General features: G+C 68.8%; 12 protein-coding genes. 7 read left to right on the top strand and 5 right to left on the bottom strand.

Annotated elements, in window-relative coordinates; all coding sequences use genetic code 11:
* Nucleotides 1–65: 65 nt before the first annotated feature.
* Nucleotides 66–932 carry an SDR family NAD(P)-dependent oxidoreductase gene (locus HUA75_RS08300; RefSeq protein WP_174486045.1) on the bottom strand — a complete coding sequence of 289 codons (867 nt, stop codon included), beginning with the start codon at nt 930–932 and terminating at the stop codon, nt 66–68.
* A 372-nt stretch (nt 933–1,304) separates the two neighbouring features.
* Between HUA75_RS08300 and HUA75_RS08295 the strand changes: the two genes are divergently transcribed.
* Nucleotides 1,305–1,799 carry a hypothetical protein gene (locus tag HUA75_RS08295; RefSeq protein WP_141641188.1) on the top strand — a complete coding sequence of 165 codons (495 nt, stop codon included), beginning with the start codon at nt 1,305–1,307 and terminating at the stop codon, nt 1,797–1,799.
* A gap of 3 nt (nt 1,800–1,802) precedes the next feature.
* Here HUA75_RS08295 and HUA75_RS08290 read toward each other — a convergent pair whose 3' ends face one another.
* Nucleotides 1,803–4,349 carry an RNA helicase gene (locus tag HUA75_RS08290; protein ID WP_141641234.1) on the bottom strand — a complete coding sequence of 849 codons (2,547 nt, stop codon included), beginning with the start codon at nt 4,347–4,349 and terminating at the stop codon, nt 1,803–1,805.
* Between the two features lie 276 nt (nt 4,350–4,625).
* Between HUA75_RS08290 and HUA75_RS08285 the strand changes: the two genes are divergently transcribed.
* Complete coding sequence (locus HUA75_RS08285; protein ID WP_371746078.1) at nt 4,626–7,253, top strand: galactose oxidase-like domain-containing protein; 2,628 nt, start codon at nt 4,626–4,628, stop codon at nt 7,251–7,253.
* Between the two features lie 24 nt (nt 7,254–7,277).
* On the opposite strand, the gene HUA75_RS08280 is transcribed toward HUA75_RS08285, so the two are convergent.
* The 3 genes from HUA75_RS08280 to HUA75_RS08270 all read right to left on the bottom strand — a co-directional run bounded on the left by HUA75_RS08280 (nt 7,278) and on the right by HUA75_RS08270 (nt 11,870).
* Complete coding sequence (locus HUA75_RS08280) at nt 7,278–10,016, bottom strand: bifunctional acetate--CoA ligase family protein/GNAT family N-acetyltransferase (RefSeq protein ID WP_174486044.1); 2,739 nt, start codon at nt 10,014–10,016, stop codon at nt 7,278–7,280.
* Between the two features lie 90 nt (nt 10,017–10,106).
* The gene (locus HUA75_RS08275; protein ID WP_174486043.1) at nt 10,107–10,829 is read right to left on the bottom strand and encodes a siderophore-interacting protein; all 723 of its coding nucleotides are present in this window, start codon (nt 10,827–10,829) and stop codon (nt 10,107–10,109) included.
* A 141-nt stretch (nt 10,830–10,970) separates the two neighbouring features.
* On the bottom strand, nt 10,971–11,870 hold the full coding sequence (locus HUA75_RS08270) for an NmrA family NAD(P)-binding protein (protein ID WP_141641191.1): 900 nt from the start codon (nt 11,868–11,870) through the stop codon (nt 10,971–10,973).
* Between the two features lie 80 nt (nt 11,871–11,950).
* Here HUA75_RS08270 and HUA75_RS08265 point away from each other — a divergent pair, with 80 nt between their 5' ends.
* From HUA75_RS08265 to HUA75_RS08245, 5 genes are all read left to right on the top strand, one after another.
* Entirely contained in the window at nt 11,951–12,964 is a 1,014-nt protein-coding gene (locus HUA75_RS08265) for a LysR family transcriptional regulator (RefSeq protein WP_141641192.1), read from the top strand.
* A gap of 125 nt (nt 12,965–13,089) precedes the next feature.
* Complete coding sequence (locus HUA75_RS08260; protein ID WP_141641193.1) at nt 13,090–13,710, top strand: DUF2378 family protein; 621 nt, start codon at nt 13,090–13,092, stop codon at nt 13,708–13,710.
* 187 nt (nt 13,711–13,897) lie between these two features.
* Complete coding sequence (locus HUA75_RS08255) at nt 13,898–14,698, top strand: DUF3014 domain-containing protein (protein ID WP_174486042.1); 801 nt, start codon at nt 13,898–13,900, stop codon at nt 14,696–14,698.
* Between the two features lie 113 nt (nt 14,699–14,811).
* Complete coding sequence (locus tag HUA75_RS08250) at nt 14,812–16,926, top strand: nitrogen regulation protein NR(II) (protein ID WP_141641195.1); 2,115 nt, start codon at nt 14,812–14,814, stop codon at nt 16,924–16,926.
* Complete coding sequence (locus HUA75_RS08245; protein ID WP_141641196.1) at nt 16,916–18,277, top strand: sigma-54 dependent transcriptional regulator; 1,362 nt, start codon at nt 16,916–16,918, stop codon at nt 18,275–18,277. Before HUA75_RS08250 ends, HUA75_RS08245 begins: the two co-directional genes overlap by 11 nt.
* Nucleotides 18,278–18,287 lie beyond the last annotated feature (10 nt).

The following is an 18,287-nucleotide window of genomic DNA, read 5'->3' as shown; positions in this document are numbered from 1 at the left end:
CTTCCGCCTGGGTTCGCGCGGGCAATGTCCGGCGTTGCTCCACTTCTCGTCAGACGCCCTGACGTTCAGGACTTCACGTCGAACGCTGTCGCGCGGGCGATGTCCTCCGTGCGGTCGACGTCGGTCGCGATGAACGCGAGCTTGGCGCGAATCTGTTCGACCGCGTCTCCACCGAGAGGCAGCCGGAACGGCAGCTCATCGCTCGGCCGAGCGACGACGTCGGCGAGAGCAGCGGCGGCCTTCGCCGGGTCTCCGGCCTGCTTTCCATCCATCTGGGTCACCCAGGCGCGCATCTTCCCCACCGTCGCGCCATATGCCCCCATGGCGGGCAAGTGCCGGAACGCCGAGCCAAAGAGCGAGGTCCGGAAGCTCCCCGGCTCCACCACCAGCACCCGAATCCCATGCGGCCTCACCTCCTGCGCGAGGCTCTCCGACAGCCCCTCCAGCGCATGCTTCGCCGCGCAATAGGCACCGAAGCCGGGCGCGGTGGAGATGCCCGCGACACTGGAGACCTGGACGATGGTGCCACTCCCACGCGCCCGCATGTGAGGCAGGACCTCGCGGGAGGTGGTGATGGCTGCGAAGAACATCAACTCCATCGTCGCGCGCAGGGCCTCGTCGTCCGTCTCCTCGACCGCGCCCAGGATGCTGAAGCCGGCGTTGTTGACCAGGACGTCGATTCGCCCGAAGCGCAAGAGGGCTTCCGCGACGGCCTCACGCACCCGCGCGGGACGCGTCACATCCAGCTCGATGAGATGCAGGCGCCCCTCCACACTTCCCGCTAGCTCCGCGAGGACCTGGGGCCGTCGCGCGGTGGCGACCACGCGGTCTCCGCGACGCAGCACCTCCTCGACGAGCGCGCGCCCCAACCCAGACGACGCTCCTGTAACGAACCAGACCTTGGACGACGGGGATGCTTCCTGGCTGCTCATGGCGGACTCCTTCGGCTTCGAGTTCTCGACCCAAGGTAGGGGACCGGGACCCGCTCGGTTATCCGCGAAATTGCGACTGACTTTTAAGTAATGCTAAACAATCGAAACAGGAGGGACGCCAACGCCGCGTATCCGGCGGGCAGCACCTCCAAGGTCGACGCGTGCCGAACCGCTGAACAGCCGCCGGCCCCTGGCGTCGGCAGGCGCCGCGTTCAAGACCCGGCACGCCAGCAGGCGGCACGCTGAAGGCCGACGTGCTCCAGGCTCACCGCTGTGTCTCCGCGCCCGCACTCAAGCCCGGTCCACGCCTTGCACAACCCCTGTGCACGAGACGCGGCCGACAGCGCCGCTCAGGAGCACAAGGTCATGTGGATGACACGGTGTTGGAAGGTGGCGGCGATGTGCGGCTTTTTGGCCGCGCCCGGGGCCCTGGCGAAGCCGACGACGCTCGCTCAGCCCCCCGAGCAGACAGCCACGACTCCCCTCCTCTTCGACGCGGGGATGCCGGAGCGCGAGGACCTCTTCGAGGGCGCACCCGACGAGATGGCCCCTCCCCGCCTGCGCCACGCGGAGCCCGTGTCCTGCATCGCCGCGCCAGAGGGCCGCCTGTGGGTCGCCTCCACCGAGGAGTGCGGCGACACCGAGTGCATCGACAAGATGACGGTGTGGGTCGGCTCGTGGACCGTCGAGGACGTGGCGGTCGACGTCCAGTGCGACGCCGAGCACGTCATCCTCTCCACCCACGACTGGCGGATGGTCCTCATCTCCGACGGCAAGGGCGACTTCGACGTCAAGGAGTCCACCCTGGGCGAAGAAGAAGCCCCGCTGGCCGGAGGCGAGCTGACGACGCCCGCCTCCGAGAGCTGAACCTCACGGACCGATGCGGCGCAGGATGAGGATGGGGCCTTCGTCCAGCCGCCTGTCCCGCAGGTCAATCTCGCAGTCGATCATCCAGTCGCCATGGCCCTCGGGGTCCATGATGCGCTGCTGGACCTCCCAGAGCCGCTGTCCCGACTCCTTGAGGAACGTGTTGGCCGGCTTGCGAGCCTGAGGCGTGAGCACCACGATTTTGTGCTCCTCGTGGTACGGCACCATGGCCTGCTCCAGCTTCGGCGCGGTCCACTCGCCCAGGGCGTTGTCCAGGAGCGACAGCGCATCCGAGTAGCGCTTCTGCCCCAGCGCGCGCAGCAGCCGGTGCAGCTCCTCGCGCACGCGGGCCGCGAAGGCGCGAGGGTCCTCGGTGAGCTCCTTCGGCTTGAGCTCCACGGCCGGCTTCGCCTCGACGACGGCGCCCGGGTTCTTCATCCGCTCCCACTCGTCCACGAGGCTGGAGTCCACCTGACGAATGGTGGCCCGCAGGTGGTCGATGATGTCCTCCACCTCCTCCGTGCGGAAGCGCTCCGGCACCGTCTGCGACAGCGTCTTGTACACGTCGCTGACGTAGCGCAGCAGCACGCCTTCGCTGCGCTGCAGCCCGTACTCGCGCACGTAGTCGTGGAAGGACATGAAGCGCTCGAACATGTCGCGCACCACGGCCTTGGGCCGGATGTTCTCCTCGCCCACCCACGGATGCTTGCGCGCGAAGGCGTTGAAGGTGCCGTAGATGAACTCGCGGTTCGGCTTCGGCCACTCCAGCTTCTCCAGTTCCTCCATGCGGTCGTCGTATTCGACGCCGCGCGCCTTCATCTCTTGAATCTTCTCGCCCTTGAGCTGGTGCAACTGCGCGTAGAGCACCACCTCCGGGTTCTCCAGGATGGACTCCACCAGCGTCACCACGTCCAGCGCGTACGTCTCCGTGGTGGGGTCCAACAGCTCCAGCGTCTCCAGCAGGTACAACGACAGCGTGTGGTTGAGGCTGAAGTCGTACTGGAGCTCCTGCGCCACCTTCACCGTGGCCCCCGAGCCGCCCTCGCCACGCATCACCTCCACGATTCCCGCGCCGCGCAGCGTGCGGAAGTCCCGCGCCGCCTCCCTCAAGTGCCGCCGCTTCAGGAAGTCCGAGTCATGGCAGCGCTGGATGAGCTGCACCAACCGGTGGTAGCCCCCGGTGCCCCGGATGTGGTCGCTCTGGAGCAGGTTGAGAATCATGCCGTGGGACACGGCGAAGCGGGACTCCAGCGGCTCGGGCATGCCCGTCTGGAGCCGCTCGAAGGTGCTCTTGTCGTACTGAACGAAGTTCTTCTGCGGCGGCTTCGCCTTGGGCGTCTTCTTCTTGCCCGCGGCTTCCTTGGCGGCCTGCTTGACGTTCTCGACGACATACTCGGGCGCCTGGGCGACGACGCTGCCCTCGTTGTCGAACCCCTTGCGACCCGCGCGACCTGAAATCTGCAGGAAGTCGCGCACGCTCAGCGTGGTGAGCTTCTCGCCGTTGAACTTGAAGAGCTGCGTGAAGAGCACCGTGCGGATGGGGATGTTCACGCCCACGCCCAGGGTGTCCGTGCCGCTGATGACCTTGAGGTGGCCGCCCTGGGCCAGCTTCTCCACCAGCAGGCGGTACTTGGGCAACAGGCCCGCGTGGTGCATGCCGATGCCGTGGCGCAGATAGCGCTGGAAGTCCTTGCCGTACGGCGTGTCGAAGGGCGCGTCCATCAGCGCGAGGCGGATGGCCTCCTTCTCCTCCTTGGTGGAGAAGTCCACGCTCATGAGGTTCTGCGCCTGCTCGGCGGCGGCGCGCTGCGTGAAGTTCACCAGGTAGATGGGGTACTTCTTGCGCGCGATGAGGTCCTCAATCGTCTCGTGCAGCGCGGACTCGCGGTAGTCGAAGTCCAGCGGCACCGGGCGCTGGGTGCTGCGCACGGTGGCGACCTCCCGGCCGGTGAGCTTCTGGAGGCTCTCTTCGATGATGTGCGTGGGCCCCAGCGTGGCCGACATCAGGAGGAACGTCGCCTGGGGCAGCGCGATGAGCGGAATCTGCCACGCCACGCCACGGTCTCTGTCCGAGTAGTAGTGGAACTCGTCCATCACCACGTAGTCCACCCGGGCGCCCGCGTCGCGCAGCGCCAGGTTGGAGAGGATTTCGGCGGTGCAGCAGATGATGGGCGCGTCGCGGTTGATGCTCGCGTCGCCGGTGAGCATGCCCACGTTCTCCGCGCCGAAGGCATCACAGAGCGCGAAGAACTTCTCGTTCACCAGCGCCTTGATGGGGCAGGTGTAGAAGGAGACCTTGCCCTCGGCCATGGCCTTGAAGTGCAAGGCGGTGGCCACCAGGGACTTGCCGGAGCCGGTGGGTGTCTTGAGGAACAGGTGCTTGCCCGCCAGCAGCTCCAGGATGGCTTCCTCCTGGGCCGGGTAGAGGCTGAGGCCGTTCGTGGAGACGTAGCCGACGAAGCGGTCCAGGATGCTGTCGGCGTCGAGCGGGGGCTCGCCCTTCTTGGGAAGCAGGGCGGCGAGCGGCGCTTGGGACTCAGGGGTGTCCATCACCCGGCGGACTCTAGAGCAGCCACCGTTTCGAGTCCGCTGGGAAATCAGACACCCGTGTCCCACGAACGGTCCTGACCCGGACGCGGGCGCCGGGATTCGGTCCACCCCGCGTCATTGTCCACGCACGCCGGAACGATGTGGCTCGCAGGGCCCGTGCCTACCGTTGCGCGACCTTTCGACCAACAAAGGGGCAGCCTGATGTTCCATCCGTGGCGTCTTGCCTTTCTCGCTGCCTGGGCCTCGTTATCGGTCGCCCAGGCACAACCCGCCTCCGTGGGACAATGGACCGCCGTCCAGAAATGGCCGTACTCGGCGGTCCACACCCACCTGCTGCCCACGGGCAAGGTGATGTTCTTCTCCGAATTCGGAGACGGCGACACCCCCACGCTCTGGGACCCGCAGACCAACGTCCTCACCACGCTGCCCAAGGCGGGCTTCAACATCTTCTGCGCGGGCCACGCCTTCATGCCGGACGGTCGGCTGTTCGTGGCGGGGGGCCACATCGACAATGACTCCGGCCTGCCCTACGCCGCCACCTTCGACCCCTTCAAGCTCACCTGGACGCGGCTGCCGAACATGAACGCCGGCCGCTGGTACCCCACCGTCACCACGCTCGCCAACGGGGACATGCTGGTGATTGGCGGCGCGAAGGAGGACAGGACCAAGAACCTGATTCCTCAAGTCTGGCAGACGTCGAAGAACTCCTGGCGCAACCTGACGGGCGCGAGCCTGGACCTCATGTACTACCCGTGGATGTTCGTGACGAACACGGGAAAGACGCTCATGGCGGGGTACTGGAAGCCCGCGCGCTTCCTCGACACGGACGGCACCGGCTCCTGGACCTCCGGGCCTCGCACCAGCTACGCCCACAGCCGCAACGCGGGCAGCGCGGTGATGTATGAGGACGGCAAGGTGCTGGTCACCGGTGGCGACAATCCCCCCACCAACAACGTGGAGATTCTGGACCTCAACGCCACGAAGCCCGCCTGGCGCACGGTGCCGCCCATGCGCTACGTGCGCCGCCAGCACAACAGCACCGTGCTCCCGGACGGCACGGTGCTCATCACCGGCGGCCACAGCGGCCCCGGCACCGACAACCCCAAGTACCCCCGCCTGGAGACGGAGCTGTGGAACCCCGTCACCGAGCAGTGGTCGGTGCTCGCGCCCGCGTCGGCCTATCGCGGCTACCACTCCACCACCCTGCTGTTGCCGGACGGGCGCGTGCTCTCCGCGGGAAGCCGCAACGTCAAGACGATGCAGGTCTTCTCCCCTCCGTACCTCTTCAATGGCCCGCGCCCCACCATCGCCTCCGCGCCCGCGTCCATCGCCTACGGAGAGACCTTCCGCGTCAACACCCCCGAGGCGGCCAGCATCACCATGGCGTCGTGGGTTCGCCTGGGCTCCGTCACCCACGCCTTCGACGAGAACCAGCGCTTCATGAAGCTGCGCTTCACCGCCAGCGGAGGGGGACTCAACGTCGTCGCGCCGCCCAACCCGAACGTGGCGCCGCCCGGCCACTACATGCTGTTCCTGCTCAACTCGAAGAAGGTGCCGTCGGTCGCGAAGATCATCCGCATTGGCGGAGGAGGCACGACGCCGCCCCCCACCGACCCACCTCCCAACACCGGCTACACCGCGGTGGCCTTCGGCTCCGAGTGGAAGTACGACGACCGCAACGTCGACCCGGGCTCCGCCTGGACGTCTTCTGGCTTCAGCGATGCGTCCTGGAAGAAGGGCCCGGCCCAGCTCGGCTATGGCGAGACGGACGAGGAGACGGCGCTGACGAAGACGACGCCGGCGCAGCCCACCGTCTACTTCCGCCGCAAGTTCACCGTCCACGGCATGGTGGAGCAGGCCACGCTCCAGGTGATTCACGACGACGGCGTGGCGGTGTTCCTCAATGGCACCCAGGTGTTCTCCAAGTACATCGGCTCCACGGCGCACGGCGCCTACGCCTCCGGCACCAGCTCCGACAACAGCCTGAGCCAGACGACCGTCCCCGGCGCTCGCTTCGTGATGGGAGAGAACACGCTGGCCGTCATGGTGAAGCAGGCGAACGCCACCTCCAGTGATTTGTCCTTCGACCTGGAGCTGAAGGTGGCCACCGACGGCATGCAGCACGATGCCCTCATCATGGAGAGCCCCAACGGCGGCGAGACGCTGCGCCCGGGCAACGTCCAGATGCTCCAGTGGATGACCCACGGCGCGGGTGTCGACAAGGTGCGGGTGCAGTTCTCGCCCGACGACGGGGCCCACTGGACCACGGTCGACCAGGGTGTCCCCAACATCGGCTTCTATGAGTGGTCGGTGCCGGGCACCGAGACGGCCAAGGGCGTGCTGCGAATCTCGGACGACTCGCGGCCGGACATCGATGATCGCACGGACCTGCCCTTCACCATCTCCCGGACGCCCCAGTTCCAGGCCATCGCCTTCGGCGAGTACTGGAATTTCGATGACCGCAACGTGAACCCGGGCACGCAGTGGACGTCGCTCAACTTCGACGACGGCGCGTGGCGCTCGGGCCCCGCGAAGCTCGGCTACGGCGACGGGGATGAACACACCGTGATCACCAAGACGACGCCCCTCCAACCGAGCGTCTACTTCCGCAAGAAGCTCACGCTCGGCGAGGCCATTCGCACCGCCAACCTCCGCGTCCTGCATGACGACGGCGTGGCCATCTGGGTGAACGGGAAGCTCGTCTACTCGCGGTACGCCGACAACGGCCTCGGCCATGGCACCTTCGCCAGCGGCGTGTTGAAGGACGCCGTCATCAGCACGGCCAGCTTCGATGGCTCCGCCTTCGTCGTGGGGGAGAACATCATCGCGGTGATGGTGAAGCAGGCCAACGCGGAGTCGAGCGACGTGGCGTTCGACCTCGAGCTGAACCTCGAAGCGAAGTAGCCACCTGGCGGCCCCGGATGTGACTCAGAGCACCTTCACCGCTTTGACCATGTCCGGGGCCAGCTCCTCGTGGGGGAGGATGGAGAACCCCAGTCGCTTGCTGACGTTCTGCATGGCGCGATTGCCCGCGAGGATGTCCGCGACGATGCGCTGCATGCCCCACGCGCGGCCCACCTCCACCAGTCGCCGCAGCATCTCCGAGCCCAGGCCCTGGTGCTGCACCTCGTCGCTGATGAGGATGGCGAACTCCGCGTCCCGAGTCCCCCTCAGCCGCGTCAGCCGCCCCACCCCCAGAATCTCTCCGCTGCGCCGCTCGGCCACCAGCGCCATCTCCCGCGCGTAGTCGTTGAAGCAGATGCGCGCCAGCCGCTCGTGCGCCACGCGCGTGCTCAATTGCATCAGCCCCGCGTAGCGCAGGAACACCGTCTGCTCGGAGAGCGTCCGGTGGAAGCGCTCCATCTTCGGCTCGTCCTCCGGACGGATGGGCCGTAGCAGCAGCTCCTCTCCGCTCTTCATCTTGAACGGAGACACGTACTGCTGCGGATAGGGCTCGATGGCGAGGCTGGGCAGCTCCGCTTCCGTCACGTCGGGCGGGTGCAGCACCACGCGCGCGTCCAGCGCGAGCAGTCGCTCCGATGAGGCCAACAGGGGGTTGATGTCCACCTCCTTCACCAGGCGCTGCTCGACGACGAGCTGACCGAAGCGCACGAGCAGCCGCTCCAGCGCCGGCAGGTCCACCGGCTTCGCCCCGCGCACCCCGCGCAGCGCCTGGAGGATGCGCGTCTGCTCCATCATCCGCCGCGCCAGCGTCGTGTTCAGCGGAGGCAGCCCCAGCGCCCGGTCCTTGAACACCTCCACCAGCGTCCCGCCCGCGCCGAAGAGCAGCACCGGACCGAACTGCGGGTCCAGGCTGCTGCCCACGATGAGCTCGTAGCCACCCAGCTTCACCATGGGCTGGACGGTGACGCCGTCGAAGGCCTCCCCCTGCCCCAGTTCCACCAGTCGCTCGCGGATGCCTCGGAACGCGGCGCGCACCGCCTCCGCGTCCGGAAGGTCGAGCCGCACGCCGCCCACGTCCGTCTTGTGCGTCACCGTGAAGGAGTGGAGCTTGAGGACCACGGGATATCCGAGCGCCTGCGCCTGGGCCACCGCGCCCTCCTCCGTGGTGGCGAGCCGCGTCTCCACGGTGGGGATGCCATAGGCGGCCAACAACTGCTTGGACTCGTGCTCCGTCAGGAGCGTGCGCCCTTGCGCGCGCGCGGCGTCCACCAGTCGCCGCGCCGCGTCCCTCCCGCCCGTGGGCTCCTCGGCCAGCGTCGGCGTCTCGTACAGGCCCGCGAGGTTGTACGAGTAGCGCCACATGTAATTGAAGATGCGCGCGGCCGTGTCGGGATAGCCGAACGTGGGAATGCCCGCGTCGTTGAGGATGCGCTCGCCCGCGACGACCTCCGAGCCGCCCATCCAGCTCGCCAGCACCGGCTTGCCGGAGAGCTTCGCGTAGGGCTTGAGCCGGTCCGCCGTCTGCGTGGGCTCCGTCATGTCCTGCGGCGTGAGGATGACCAGCAGCCCGTCACTGTTCGGGTCCTTCCCCGCGACCTCCAGGGCCTTCGCGTAACGCTCCGGGTCCGCGTCGCCCAGCACGTCCACCGGATTGCCGTGGCTCCACTGGGGCGGCAGAAAGCCGTCCAGCGCCTTCCGCGTCTCGTCGCCTAGCACCGCCAGCTCGCCGCCCCCCGACACCAGCGCGTCCGTGGCGAGCACGCCGGGCCCGCCCGCGTTGGTGAGGACGGTGAGGCGACGACCCGCCGGGCGCGGCTGCTTCGCCAGCGTCTCCGCCATGTAGAAGAGGTCGGAGATGGACTCCACGCGCAGCACACCGGTGCGACGGAACGCGGCGGTGAGCACCTCGTCGCTGCCCGTCAGAGTACCCGTGTGGGACGCGGCGGCCTGTGCGGCCTGCGCGGTGCGCCCCGCCTTGATGACGATGATGGGCTTGGTGAGCGCCACCTCGCGCGCGGCGGAGAGGAAGGCTCGCGCATCCCCGATGGACTCCATGTAGATGAGGATGGAGCGCGTCATCGGGTCATCGGCCAGGTAGTCGATGAGGTCGCCCCAGCCCACATCCAGCATGGAGCCCACGGAGACGAAGGCGCTGAAGCCCACCGACTCGCGCAGGCTCCAGTCGAGGATGGCGGTGAGCAGCGCGCCACTCTGGCTGATGAAGGCCACGTTGCCCGGGCGCGCCATCGACCCGGCGAATGTCGCGTTGAAGCCCGTGGGCGGACGCATCACTCCCAGACAGTTGGGGCCGATGATGCGCATCCGCGCCGCCTGGGCAATCTGGAGGATTTCCCGCTCCAGCCGCGCGCCCGCCTCGCCCGTCTCCTTGAAGCCGGCGGAGATGATGATGGCGCCCTGGACGCCCAGCTCCGCGCACTCGCGGATGACATCGGGCACGGCGGGCGCGGGCGTGACGACGACGGCCAGGTCCACCGGCTCCGGCAACGCGCGCAGCGACGGCCACGCGCGAATGCCCAGCACGTTGGGGCGCTTCGGATTGATGGGATAGACGGTGCCGCCGAAGGGATTGCTGATGAGATTCCAGAGGACGGTGCGCCCCACGCTGCCCGGACGCTCACTGGCCCCCACCACCGCCACGCTGCGCGGCTTGAAGATGACATCCAACGGCTGCCGCGTGCCCTGCTGGTGCAGCACGTTGTAGGAAGGGTCCGACTTCCGGGGGCCAGTCGCGCGCTCGTCCATGAGGGCATCGTGTTTGAAGCGGTGCGGGCGCGCACGCAAGCGCTTCACTCGACAACCGTGCGGCAGCCGTCATCCGCCCGGCTCTATCGCTCAGTCGAGACCGCTCTTCCCCTCGGCCCAGTACGCCTTCACCTTCTGCCCCGCGTGCGCGATACCGCTCGAACGGAGCCGGGCCCTCACGGCCTGGATGGCGTGCGCCCGCCCCGTCAGGACCAGGTGCGCGCCACGCCGTCGCTCCAGCGCCGCCCGCAGCCGGGCTTCCACGTCCGCGAGATGCGCTTCGTCCGACCGCTTCTCCACCACCGAGGCGCCCGCGAGGCCCAGCTCCCCCAGCACCCCCTCCGACTCTCCTCGCGAGGAGACCTCGAACACGTGCTCGACGTCCGCCGAGCCCGCCTTCAGGTTCTTCAGCGTGTGCGCGACGGCGAACGACGTCTCGTCCCCGAAGAGGACCACGGGCCCGGGGAGCGACTGGAGCGCGAGGGAGCCTCTCGGCCCGAAGAACTGGCAGCGGTCTCCCACCTTGAGGTCGCGGCCCCATCGCGCGCCGGGGCTGTCGCCGTGCATGTAGACGAGGAAGCGCGTGGACCCCAGCGTCGAGTCCCAGCCCAGCGGCGTGTACGTCCGCATGCCCACGTCGGGAAGGAAGACCTGCACCTTGTCCCCCGGGCTCCACTCGACGTCACACAGCCCCTCGCCCACCCACTCCATCCAGCGGAAGTGCGGCGACACGTCCCGCACCTGTCCCACTCGCGCTTCCTTGAACAGGAACCGCCCCAGCAGCCCGCCGATGATTGCCTGCCCCGACGCCATGCTTCTCGCTCCACGTTCGGTGACACCCGTCACGCTTGATTGACGGGCGCCATTCTCGCGCCAGCCCAGCCCACCGGGATGAACAGAGATGACGCGCTCATGAAGAAGTGTGAAGCCACACAGGGACAGGCCCACCGCGCGCTACGCCGCGGAAGCGCGAGCCTGCGCCACCGCGGGCTTGAGGACCTCTCGCGCCCACTGCGCCAGCGTCGTGGACGTGGTGGTCTCCGCCGACCGGGGCTCGGCCGCGTCCATCCGCCCCTCGGGGATGGCCTCGTACATCTGCACGAAGAGGTCGACCATGAACCCGGGCAGGCCCATGCCCAGCATCGCCTTGCGCGCGTCGTCGAAGGAGACCTGCACGTAGCGCACGGGCTGGCCGAGCTCTCGCGAGAGGATGCCCACCACCTCCGTGTACGTGAGGTCCTGGGGCCCGTGAACGCCGATGTACCGGTGCCCCTTCCAGCCCGCGTCGAGCAGCACGTCCGCCGCCTTGTGCGCGATGTCCACCGTCGCGACGAAGGGGGCGCGGCGCTCGGGAGGGATGGTCAGGAAGAGGGTGCTCGCGTTCACGAGCGACGGCAGGTCGCGCAGCAGGTTCTCCATGAAGTAGCCCGGGCGGAGGATGGTGACGTCGGCGACGGCGGCCTTGAAGGCCTCCTCCACCTCGCGAAGCACGCCCACCGGCCCCGTCCCTGGACCCGACTGCGCGCCGACGCTGGACAGCACCACCACGCGCTTCACGCCATGCTGCTTCGCCTTCTGCGCCGCCAGTCGCCCCATGGCCTGGGTCCATTCGACGAAGTCCGGGCGCATTGCGGGCGGCGTCAGCCAGAAGACCGCCGAGGCTCCGGCGAAGGCCTTGTCCAACACGGCCGCGTCGTCCGAGGACCCCTCCACCACCTTCGCGCCACGCTTCACCAGGTCCGCCACCTTCTCCGCGCTCCGGCTGATGAGGGTGAGGGACTGCCCCGCCTCCAGCAGCCGCAGGGCGAGGTTCCGGCCAATGTTTCCATTCGGGGTGTTGATGACGATGCTCATGGACGCCTCCGGTGACTTCGAGATGGCTCCAGAGTGTTCCTCCCTCTATCATGAGGCCATCGCATGTTATTCATTGGCACATGAGCAAGTCGCATGTTGCCCGGGGAAAGAGCCGCGTCCCCACCCGACGCAAACCTCGCGTCGCCCCCGCGCCGAGCCAGCCGTCGAACACGGGACTGGACCTGTCCGGCGTCAACCTCAACCTCGTCGTGGCCCTCGATGCGCTGCTCACGGAAGGCAACGTCACCCGGGCAGCCACGCGCGTGGGCATCACCCAGTCCGCCATGAGCCACGCCCTGCGGCAGCTCCGGGAGCAGTTCGGAGACGCCCTCCTCATCCGGGGCCGGGGAGGGATGATTCGGACCCCGCGCGCCGAACAGCTCGCCGCCCCACTCCACCGGGGACTGCTGGAGGTCCAACGAGCGCTGCGCAACGAGTCCGTCTTCGAGGCCCGCACGTCTGCGCGGCGCTTCACCATCGCCTCGGGTGACTACTTCGCCGCCGCCCTGCTGCCCCCGCTGCTGGAGATGTTCGACGACGAGGCCCCCCGCGTGGACCTCACCATCCGCCCCCTCGTCGTCTCCCAGGTGGAGGCCCAGTTGGAGAGCGGCGAGGTGGACCTGGTCATCGGCGCCTACCCGGACCCCGCCCCCGCGCTGCGCCAGCAGAAGCTCTTTACCGAGGACTTCGTGTGCGTCGTCCGTCGCGACAACTCCCTGGTGAAGGAGGAGCTGGACCTGGAGACGTACCTGCGCCTGCCCCATGTCCTCGTCAGCCCCCGGGGCGAGGGGGCGGGCGCCGTGGACGTCGCGCTGGAGCGCCTGGGCCGCAGTCGACGCATCGGCCTGCGGATTCCCTACTTCCTCACCGCCGCCATCTCCATGGTCCGCTCCAACCACGTCCTCACCGCCCCCCGCCGACTGGCCGAGCTCTTCCTCGACCTCTGCCCCCTGCGCATCCTTCCTCCGCCCGTCTCCCTGCGACCGTTCGACGTCCTCCAGGTCTGGCACGAGCGTTTCGACGACGAACCCGCCCACCGGTGGCTGCGCGGCATGGTCTCCCGCGCCGCCGCCGCACCGCGTGATGAGCGCTAACCCCATGGGAATCCAGCGCTTTTCATGACGGAGCAGGCCGGCTGTCGCTCGCCGACAGGGACACTGAACGTCAATTCACCTGTGGGCGAGCATCCGACGGGCCGACCGGTGTAGGGTGCGACCCTATGACTTCTTCCGAGAAGCTGATTTTCACGCAAACCGTGGAAGCGCTCTTCGTGCGCGCCCTCGAGAACCGCCTCACGCCAGCGTGTCGGGAGCACCTGCGCCGTGCGGGCCTGGACCTCGACCAGAAGCTTGGGCGGACGTATTCGCTGGAGCAGTGGAAGGAGTTCCTCCGCATCGCCGCTGGGCACGTCTACGGCGGAGTTCCCGCTGAAGCCGCGTACTACTCGCTGGGCGAGCGGTTCATGGACGCCTACTTCGGGACCTTCTTTGGCCGCGCGCTCCTGGGCGTCGTCCGGCTGGCAGGCCCCCGGCGGATGCTGCTGCGCGCGGGGATGGGCTTTCGCGCCGGCAATAACTTCAGTGTGGTCGAAATCGTTGAGCGCAGCCCCACCTTCGTGGAGCTGCGGATGAACGATGTGCTGGCGGACGTCCCCACGTTCTCCGCGGGGCTGCTGGCTCGGGCGGTGGAGCTGTGTGGGGGCTTCCGGGTGGTGGTGCTACCCGAGGAGTTCGACGGGACGTCGGCGACGTTCCACATCCGTTGGGCGGAAGTCACGGCCGAGTCGGCCATGCCGCCCCCGGCGGCCGGTTCCGCGGGCGCGCCTCGGCCCCGAGCCTGAGTGAGTCCCGCGCGCCCCCGGTGCAATCCGCCAGGGTGGCGCGCGGAACGCCATGCTCGCGTGGCTTGCGAGCGGGCGCGCTGACGGCTCCGGGAGCACACGCTCCCGAGTGAAGCCTCGCCGCCCACCCTGTCCCCTTCCCGCTGGCATCACCGCTGCAATCCCTGGGTCCGGTCGCGGAGGACACATGGACAACGACGGCGGTGCGATGGTGAAGCTCGAACGGGGCGCGCTCTGGGGTTGGGGGCTGGTGATTCTGGTCGCGGCGGTGCTCGCGGGAGCCGGGGTCTGGCACGGCCTGCTCCATGGAGCGCCCGACACGCCGACCGTCGTCGTCGCCCAGGCGCCCGTGGTGCCCTCGGTGGTGGACCGGGCTCCGGATGCGCCCCTGCCGCCCACGGCGGAGGTCGACGCGCTCCTGCGCTCGCGACTCTCGGGAGCCTCGTCGATGTCGCAGTTCGGCGCCTGGCTGCGGGAGGCGGACCTCCTGCGCCGCTTCGTCGCCGTGGTGTCCAACATGGCCAGCGGAGAGAGTCCTCGGGCCGTGGTCGCCTTCCTGGCGCCGTCCGGGGACTTCCAGGTGAGCAGCACCCGCGAGGGCCGGACGCTCGTCGGAAAGAAGGGCTACACCCGGTACGACACGCTGGGCCGGGTGGTGGGCAGCCTCGACTCCACGGTGCTGGTGGACACCTGGCGCGAGGTGCACCGGCTGGCCGAGCGGCTCCACCAGGAGAGCGCGCCGCCGGGCAGCTCCCTCGAGGCGACGCTCCGACGGGCCTTTGAGCAGGTGCTTGCGGTGCCGGTGCTCGACGGGGACGTGGAGGTGGTGGCGAAAGGCGCGCTGTACGTCTACGCGGACCCGGCGCTGGAGGCGCTCACGCCCGCGCAGAAGCACCTGTTGCGGATGGGTCCGACGAACCTGCGCCACATCCAGGGCAAGGTCCGCGAGGTGTCGCAGAAGCTCAACCGGCAGGCCTCGAGGCCCTGAGGCCCCGCCAGCCCCCCGAGTGGGCCTCCGACGCGACGAGCCAGTTCCCGGGGAGGGAGCCACCTGACGGGCTTCCCCCACCCCCTCGCGCCGGGATGTTGGTATCTGCCCTCATGCGCTCCTCCCTCCTGCCAGTCTTGCTGCTGTGCACGGCGCTCACCGGCGTCATCGGCGGCGCCGTGTATTTCATCCAGCGGGACAGGCAGGCGCTGGTGGACCAGTTCGCCCGCGAGCGACAGGCCCAGCTCCAGGAGGCCGCGCGAGGGGTGTCCGAGGCGCTGGAGGACGTGGGCGAGGACCTGCGCTTCACCGGTGAGTTGCTGTCCCAGCCGGGCACGGCCGAAGAGCACCGTCGCGAGCTGCGCGCGCTGTTGGAGGCCGTGGGGCAATACAAGGCCATCGTCGTCTTCGGGCCGGATGGGAAGGAGCGACTGCGGCTTTTGGACAAGCGCACGGGCGCGTCGCTCGCGAAGCAATACCCGGCGGAGGAGCTGGCCCGCACCGCGAGGAGCGTGCTGGAGGGAGCTTCGGGTCACATCGCGTCCTCGCCTCCGCTGTCTGGGGATTCGACAGGGTGGCTGCGGGCCTTCGCCACCTCGCTGCCCGAGGATGCTCCCGGGGGCGGAGGCGCGGTGGTGGTGCTGGTGGACGCCGAGCCGCTGTTCGCGCCGCTGAAGCTGCTCACCGCGGAGAGCGACACGCATCTCTTGTTGCTCGGCGCGCATGGAGCGCCCACCGCGCTGAGCGCGCCGACGCTGGCGGCTCGCTATCAGGGGCTCGCCACGGATGTCCGTGGCACTCCGGGGCTCGCGGCGCTGTCACGGCGCATGCTCGCGGGTGAAGCGGGTTCGCTGGTGATTGAGCGGACGGAGGCGGTGGGGTTGGGATTGGGAGACGCGGAGGTGGTGGCGAGCTTCGTGCCGGTGCGCATCAAGAACGGCGCGCTGTGGCCGCTGGCGACACTGTCCTCCACGCGAGGGCTGCGCTCCCATGAGCGAAGCCTGGTGCTGCGGTTGTCCTTCGCGGCGTTCCTGTTCTCGTCCTTCCTCATCGCGTTCGGTGTGTATGTGGTGCTGGCGCGCAGCCGCGCCGTGGCCCTCCAGGAGAGCCTGCGCCACGCGAGTCGACTGGCCCACCTGCACGACAAGACACAGAAGATTCTCGACCACATCCCCACGGGCGTGCTGGCCCTGTCGACGACGGGACGCATCACCTCCGCGAATCGCGCGCTGAGCACGAAGATGCCGCCGGATGTGGTGGGCTCGACGCTGGCGGCGGCGTTTCCGCAGGCCCACGCGCCCGTCATCCAGCGGCTGGAGGAGCTGGTGAACGCTGCGGGCGGCGACAACCGCGTGCGCAGTCTGCACGGCGAGCCGCTGCGGCTGTTCGCGGAGGAAGGACAGTACAACGTCCACGCGGTGCCCCTGGAGCCGCACCAGCCCGACGTCCGCACGCTGTTGGTGCTGGAGGACCTGAGCAACCTGCGCGCGCTGGAGGGGCAGTTGCTGCGCGCGGAGAAGCTGGCGACGGTGGGCGTGCTGGCGGCGGGAATCGCGCATGAGATTGGCACCCCGCTGGGTGTCATCCGGGGCCGCGCCGAATACGTGCAGGACAAGCTGGGCCCCGAGCACCCGCAGTCCGCGGGGCTGGGGACCATCGTCGAGCAGATAGACAGGGTGAGCCGCACCATCCGGCAGTTGCTGGACTTCTCGCGGCTGCAGCCCGCCGAGTCGCGGGCGGTGACGCTGCCGTCCGTGGTGAAGAGCGTGCAGGAGCTGCTGCGCGTCGAGACGGAGCGGCGGCGCGTGGTGCTGAGCATGGACGTGTCGCAGCCGTTGCCCGCGTTGGCGGCGGACTCGGACCAGCTCCAGCAGGTGCTCGTCAACCTGCTGCTCAACGCGTGTGATGCGTGTGAGCCGGGGGGACGGGTGCGACTGACGGCGACGCCGGGCGAGGCGGATGCGTCGGGGGCCTGGGGTCGGGTGCGCATCACCGTGGAGGACGACGGGTGCGGCATCGCCGCGAGGCATCTGCATCAAGTGTTTGATCCATTCTTCACCACCAAGAAGCGCGGACTGGGCACGGGCCTGGGGCTGACCATGGTGGCGCACATTGTCCGGAACCATGGCGGGCGCATCGAGCTGGACAGTGCACCCGGTCAGGGGACGCGTGTGATGCTGCAATGGCCCGCCGCGGCCCCCGCGCGAGAGGAGCAACATGTCGGTTAGAGCCCGGGTTCTCGTCGTCGATGACCACGTCGAGATGGGACAGATGCTGCGCGAGCCCTTGTCCGATGCGGGTTACGCGGTGGATGTGGCCTCGGGAGGCGCGGATGCCATCGCGCAGCTTCGCGCCGGAGTGTACGACGCCGTCATCTGTGATTTGCGCATGCAGGACGTGGATGGCTTCGACGTGCTGGAGACGGCGCGCAAGCTGGACCCGGACCTGCCGGTGCTGATGATGACGGCCTTCGGCGGCGTGGAGAACGCCGTGGAGGCGATGAAGCGAGGGGCGTGGCACTACTTCGCCAAGCCCTTCCGGCTGGATGAGGTGCGGCTGTACGTGGGCCGCGCGCTGGAGGAACGGCGGGTGCGCTCCGAGCACCGCACACTGAAGCAGCAGGCGGAGGACCGGGGCCGGCTGGGAGCGATGGTGGGGCGCAGCGCGGCGATGCGGGCGCTGTATGCGCTGGTGGAGCGCGTGGCCTGGTCCAGCGCGCCGGTGCTGGTGCGGGGTGAGAGTGGCAGTGGCAAGGAGTTGATTGCCCGGGCCCTTCACTTCGAGGGCACGCGTCGCGCGGGGCCCTTCGTCGCCGTCAATTGCACCGCCCTGCCCCACTCGCTGCTGGAGAGCGAGCTGTTCGGCCATGTGAAGGGGGCGTTCTCCGGAGCGACGAGCGCGAGGCGCGGTCTCTTCGTGGAGGCGGATGGGGGCACGCTGTTCCTGGATGAAATCGGGGACATGGCGCCGGAGCTGCAAGCGCGGCTGTTGCGAGTGCTGGCGGAGGGCGAGGTGCGGGCGGTGGGGGCGGACGGCTCGCGGATGGTGGATGTGCGGGTGGTGGCCGCGACGCACCAGGACCTGGAGGCCCGGGTGAAGGAGGGCCGCTTCCGGGCGGACCTGTTCTATCGGCTGAATGTCGTGACGTTGCAGGCGCCGCCGCTGCGGGAGCGACCCGAGGACATTCCGGCGCTGGCCGAGCACTTCCTCGAGCAGGCTCGGGCGCGGAATCCAAGGTCTCCGGTACAGCGCTTCGCGCAGGAGGCGGTGTCGGCGCTGTGTGCGCAGCGCTGGCCCGGGAATGTGCGAGAGCTTGAGAATCTGGTGGAGCGGCTGGTGGTGCTGGGGACCCGGGACACGGTGGACCTGGAGCAGCTCCGTCCCCACGTCAGCGAGGGCGGCGCGGAGGAACACCCATTGTTGGAGGCGCAACGGGAAGTCATTCCCCTGCGCCGGCTGGAAAGCGAGTACATCGCCTGGGCCGTCGCGCGGTGCGGCGGGAACAAGACGCGAGCGGCGGAGCTGCTCGGGATTGATGTCTCCACCATCCACCGTCGGGAGCGGTCGGAAGGCAAATAGCCAGAGGTAC

Origin of the sequence: Myxococcus sp. CA040A (genome assembly GCF_013336725.1) — a bacterium.
GTDB lineage: Bacteria > Myxococcota > Myxococcia > Myxococcales > Myxococcaceae > Myxococcus > Myxococcus llanfairpwllgwyngyllgogerychwyrndrobwllllantysiliogogogochensis.
The sequence above is the reverse complement of the archived record's forward strand: the minus strand, read 5'-3'. Positions and strand labels throughout refer to the sequence as shown.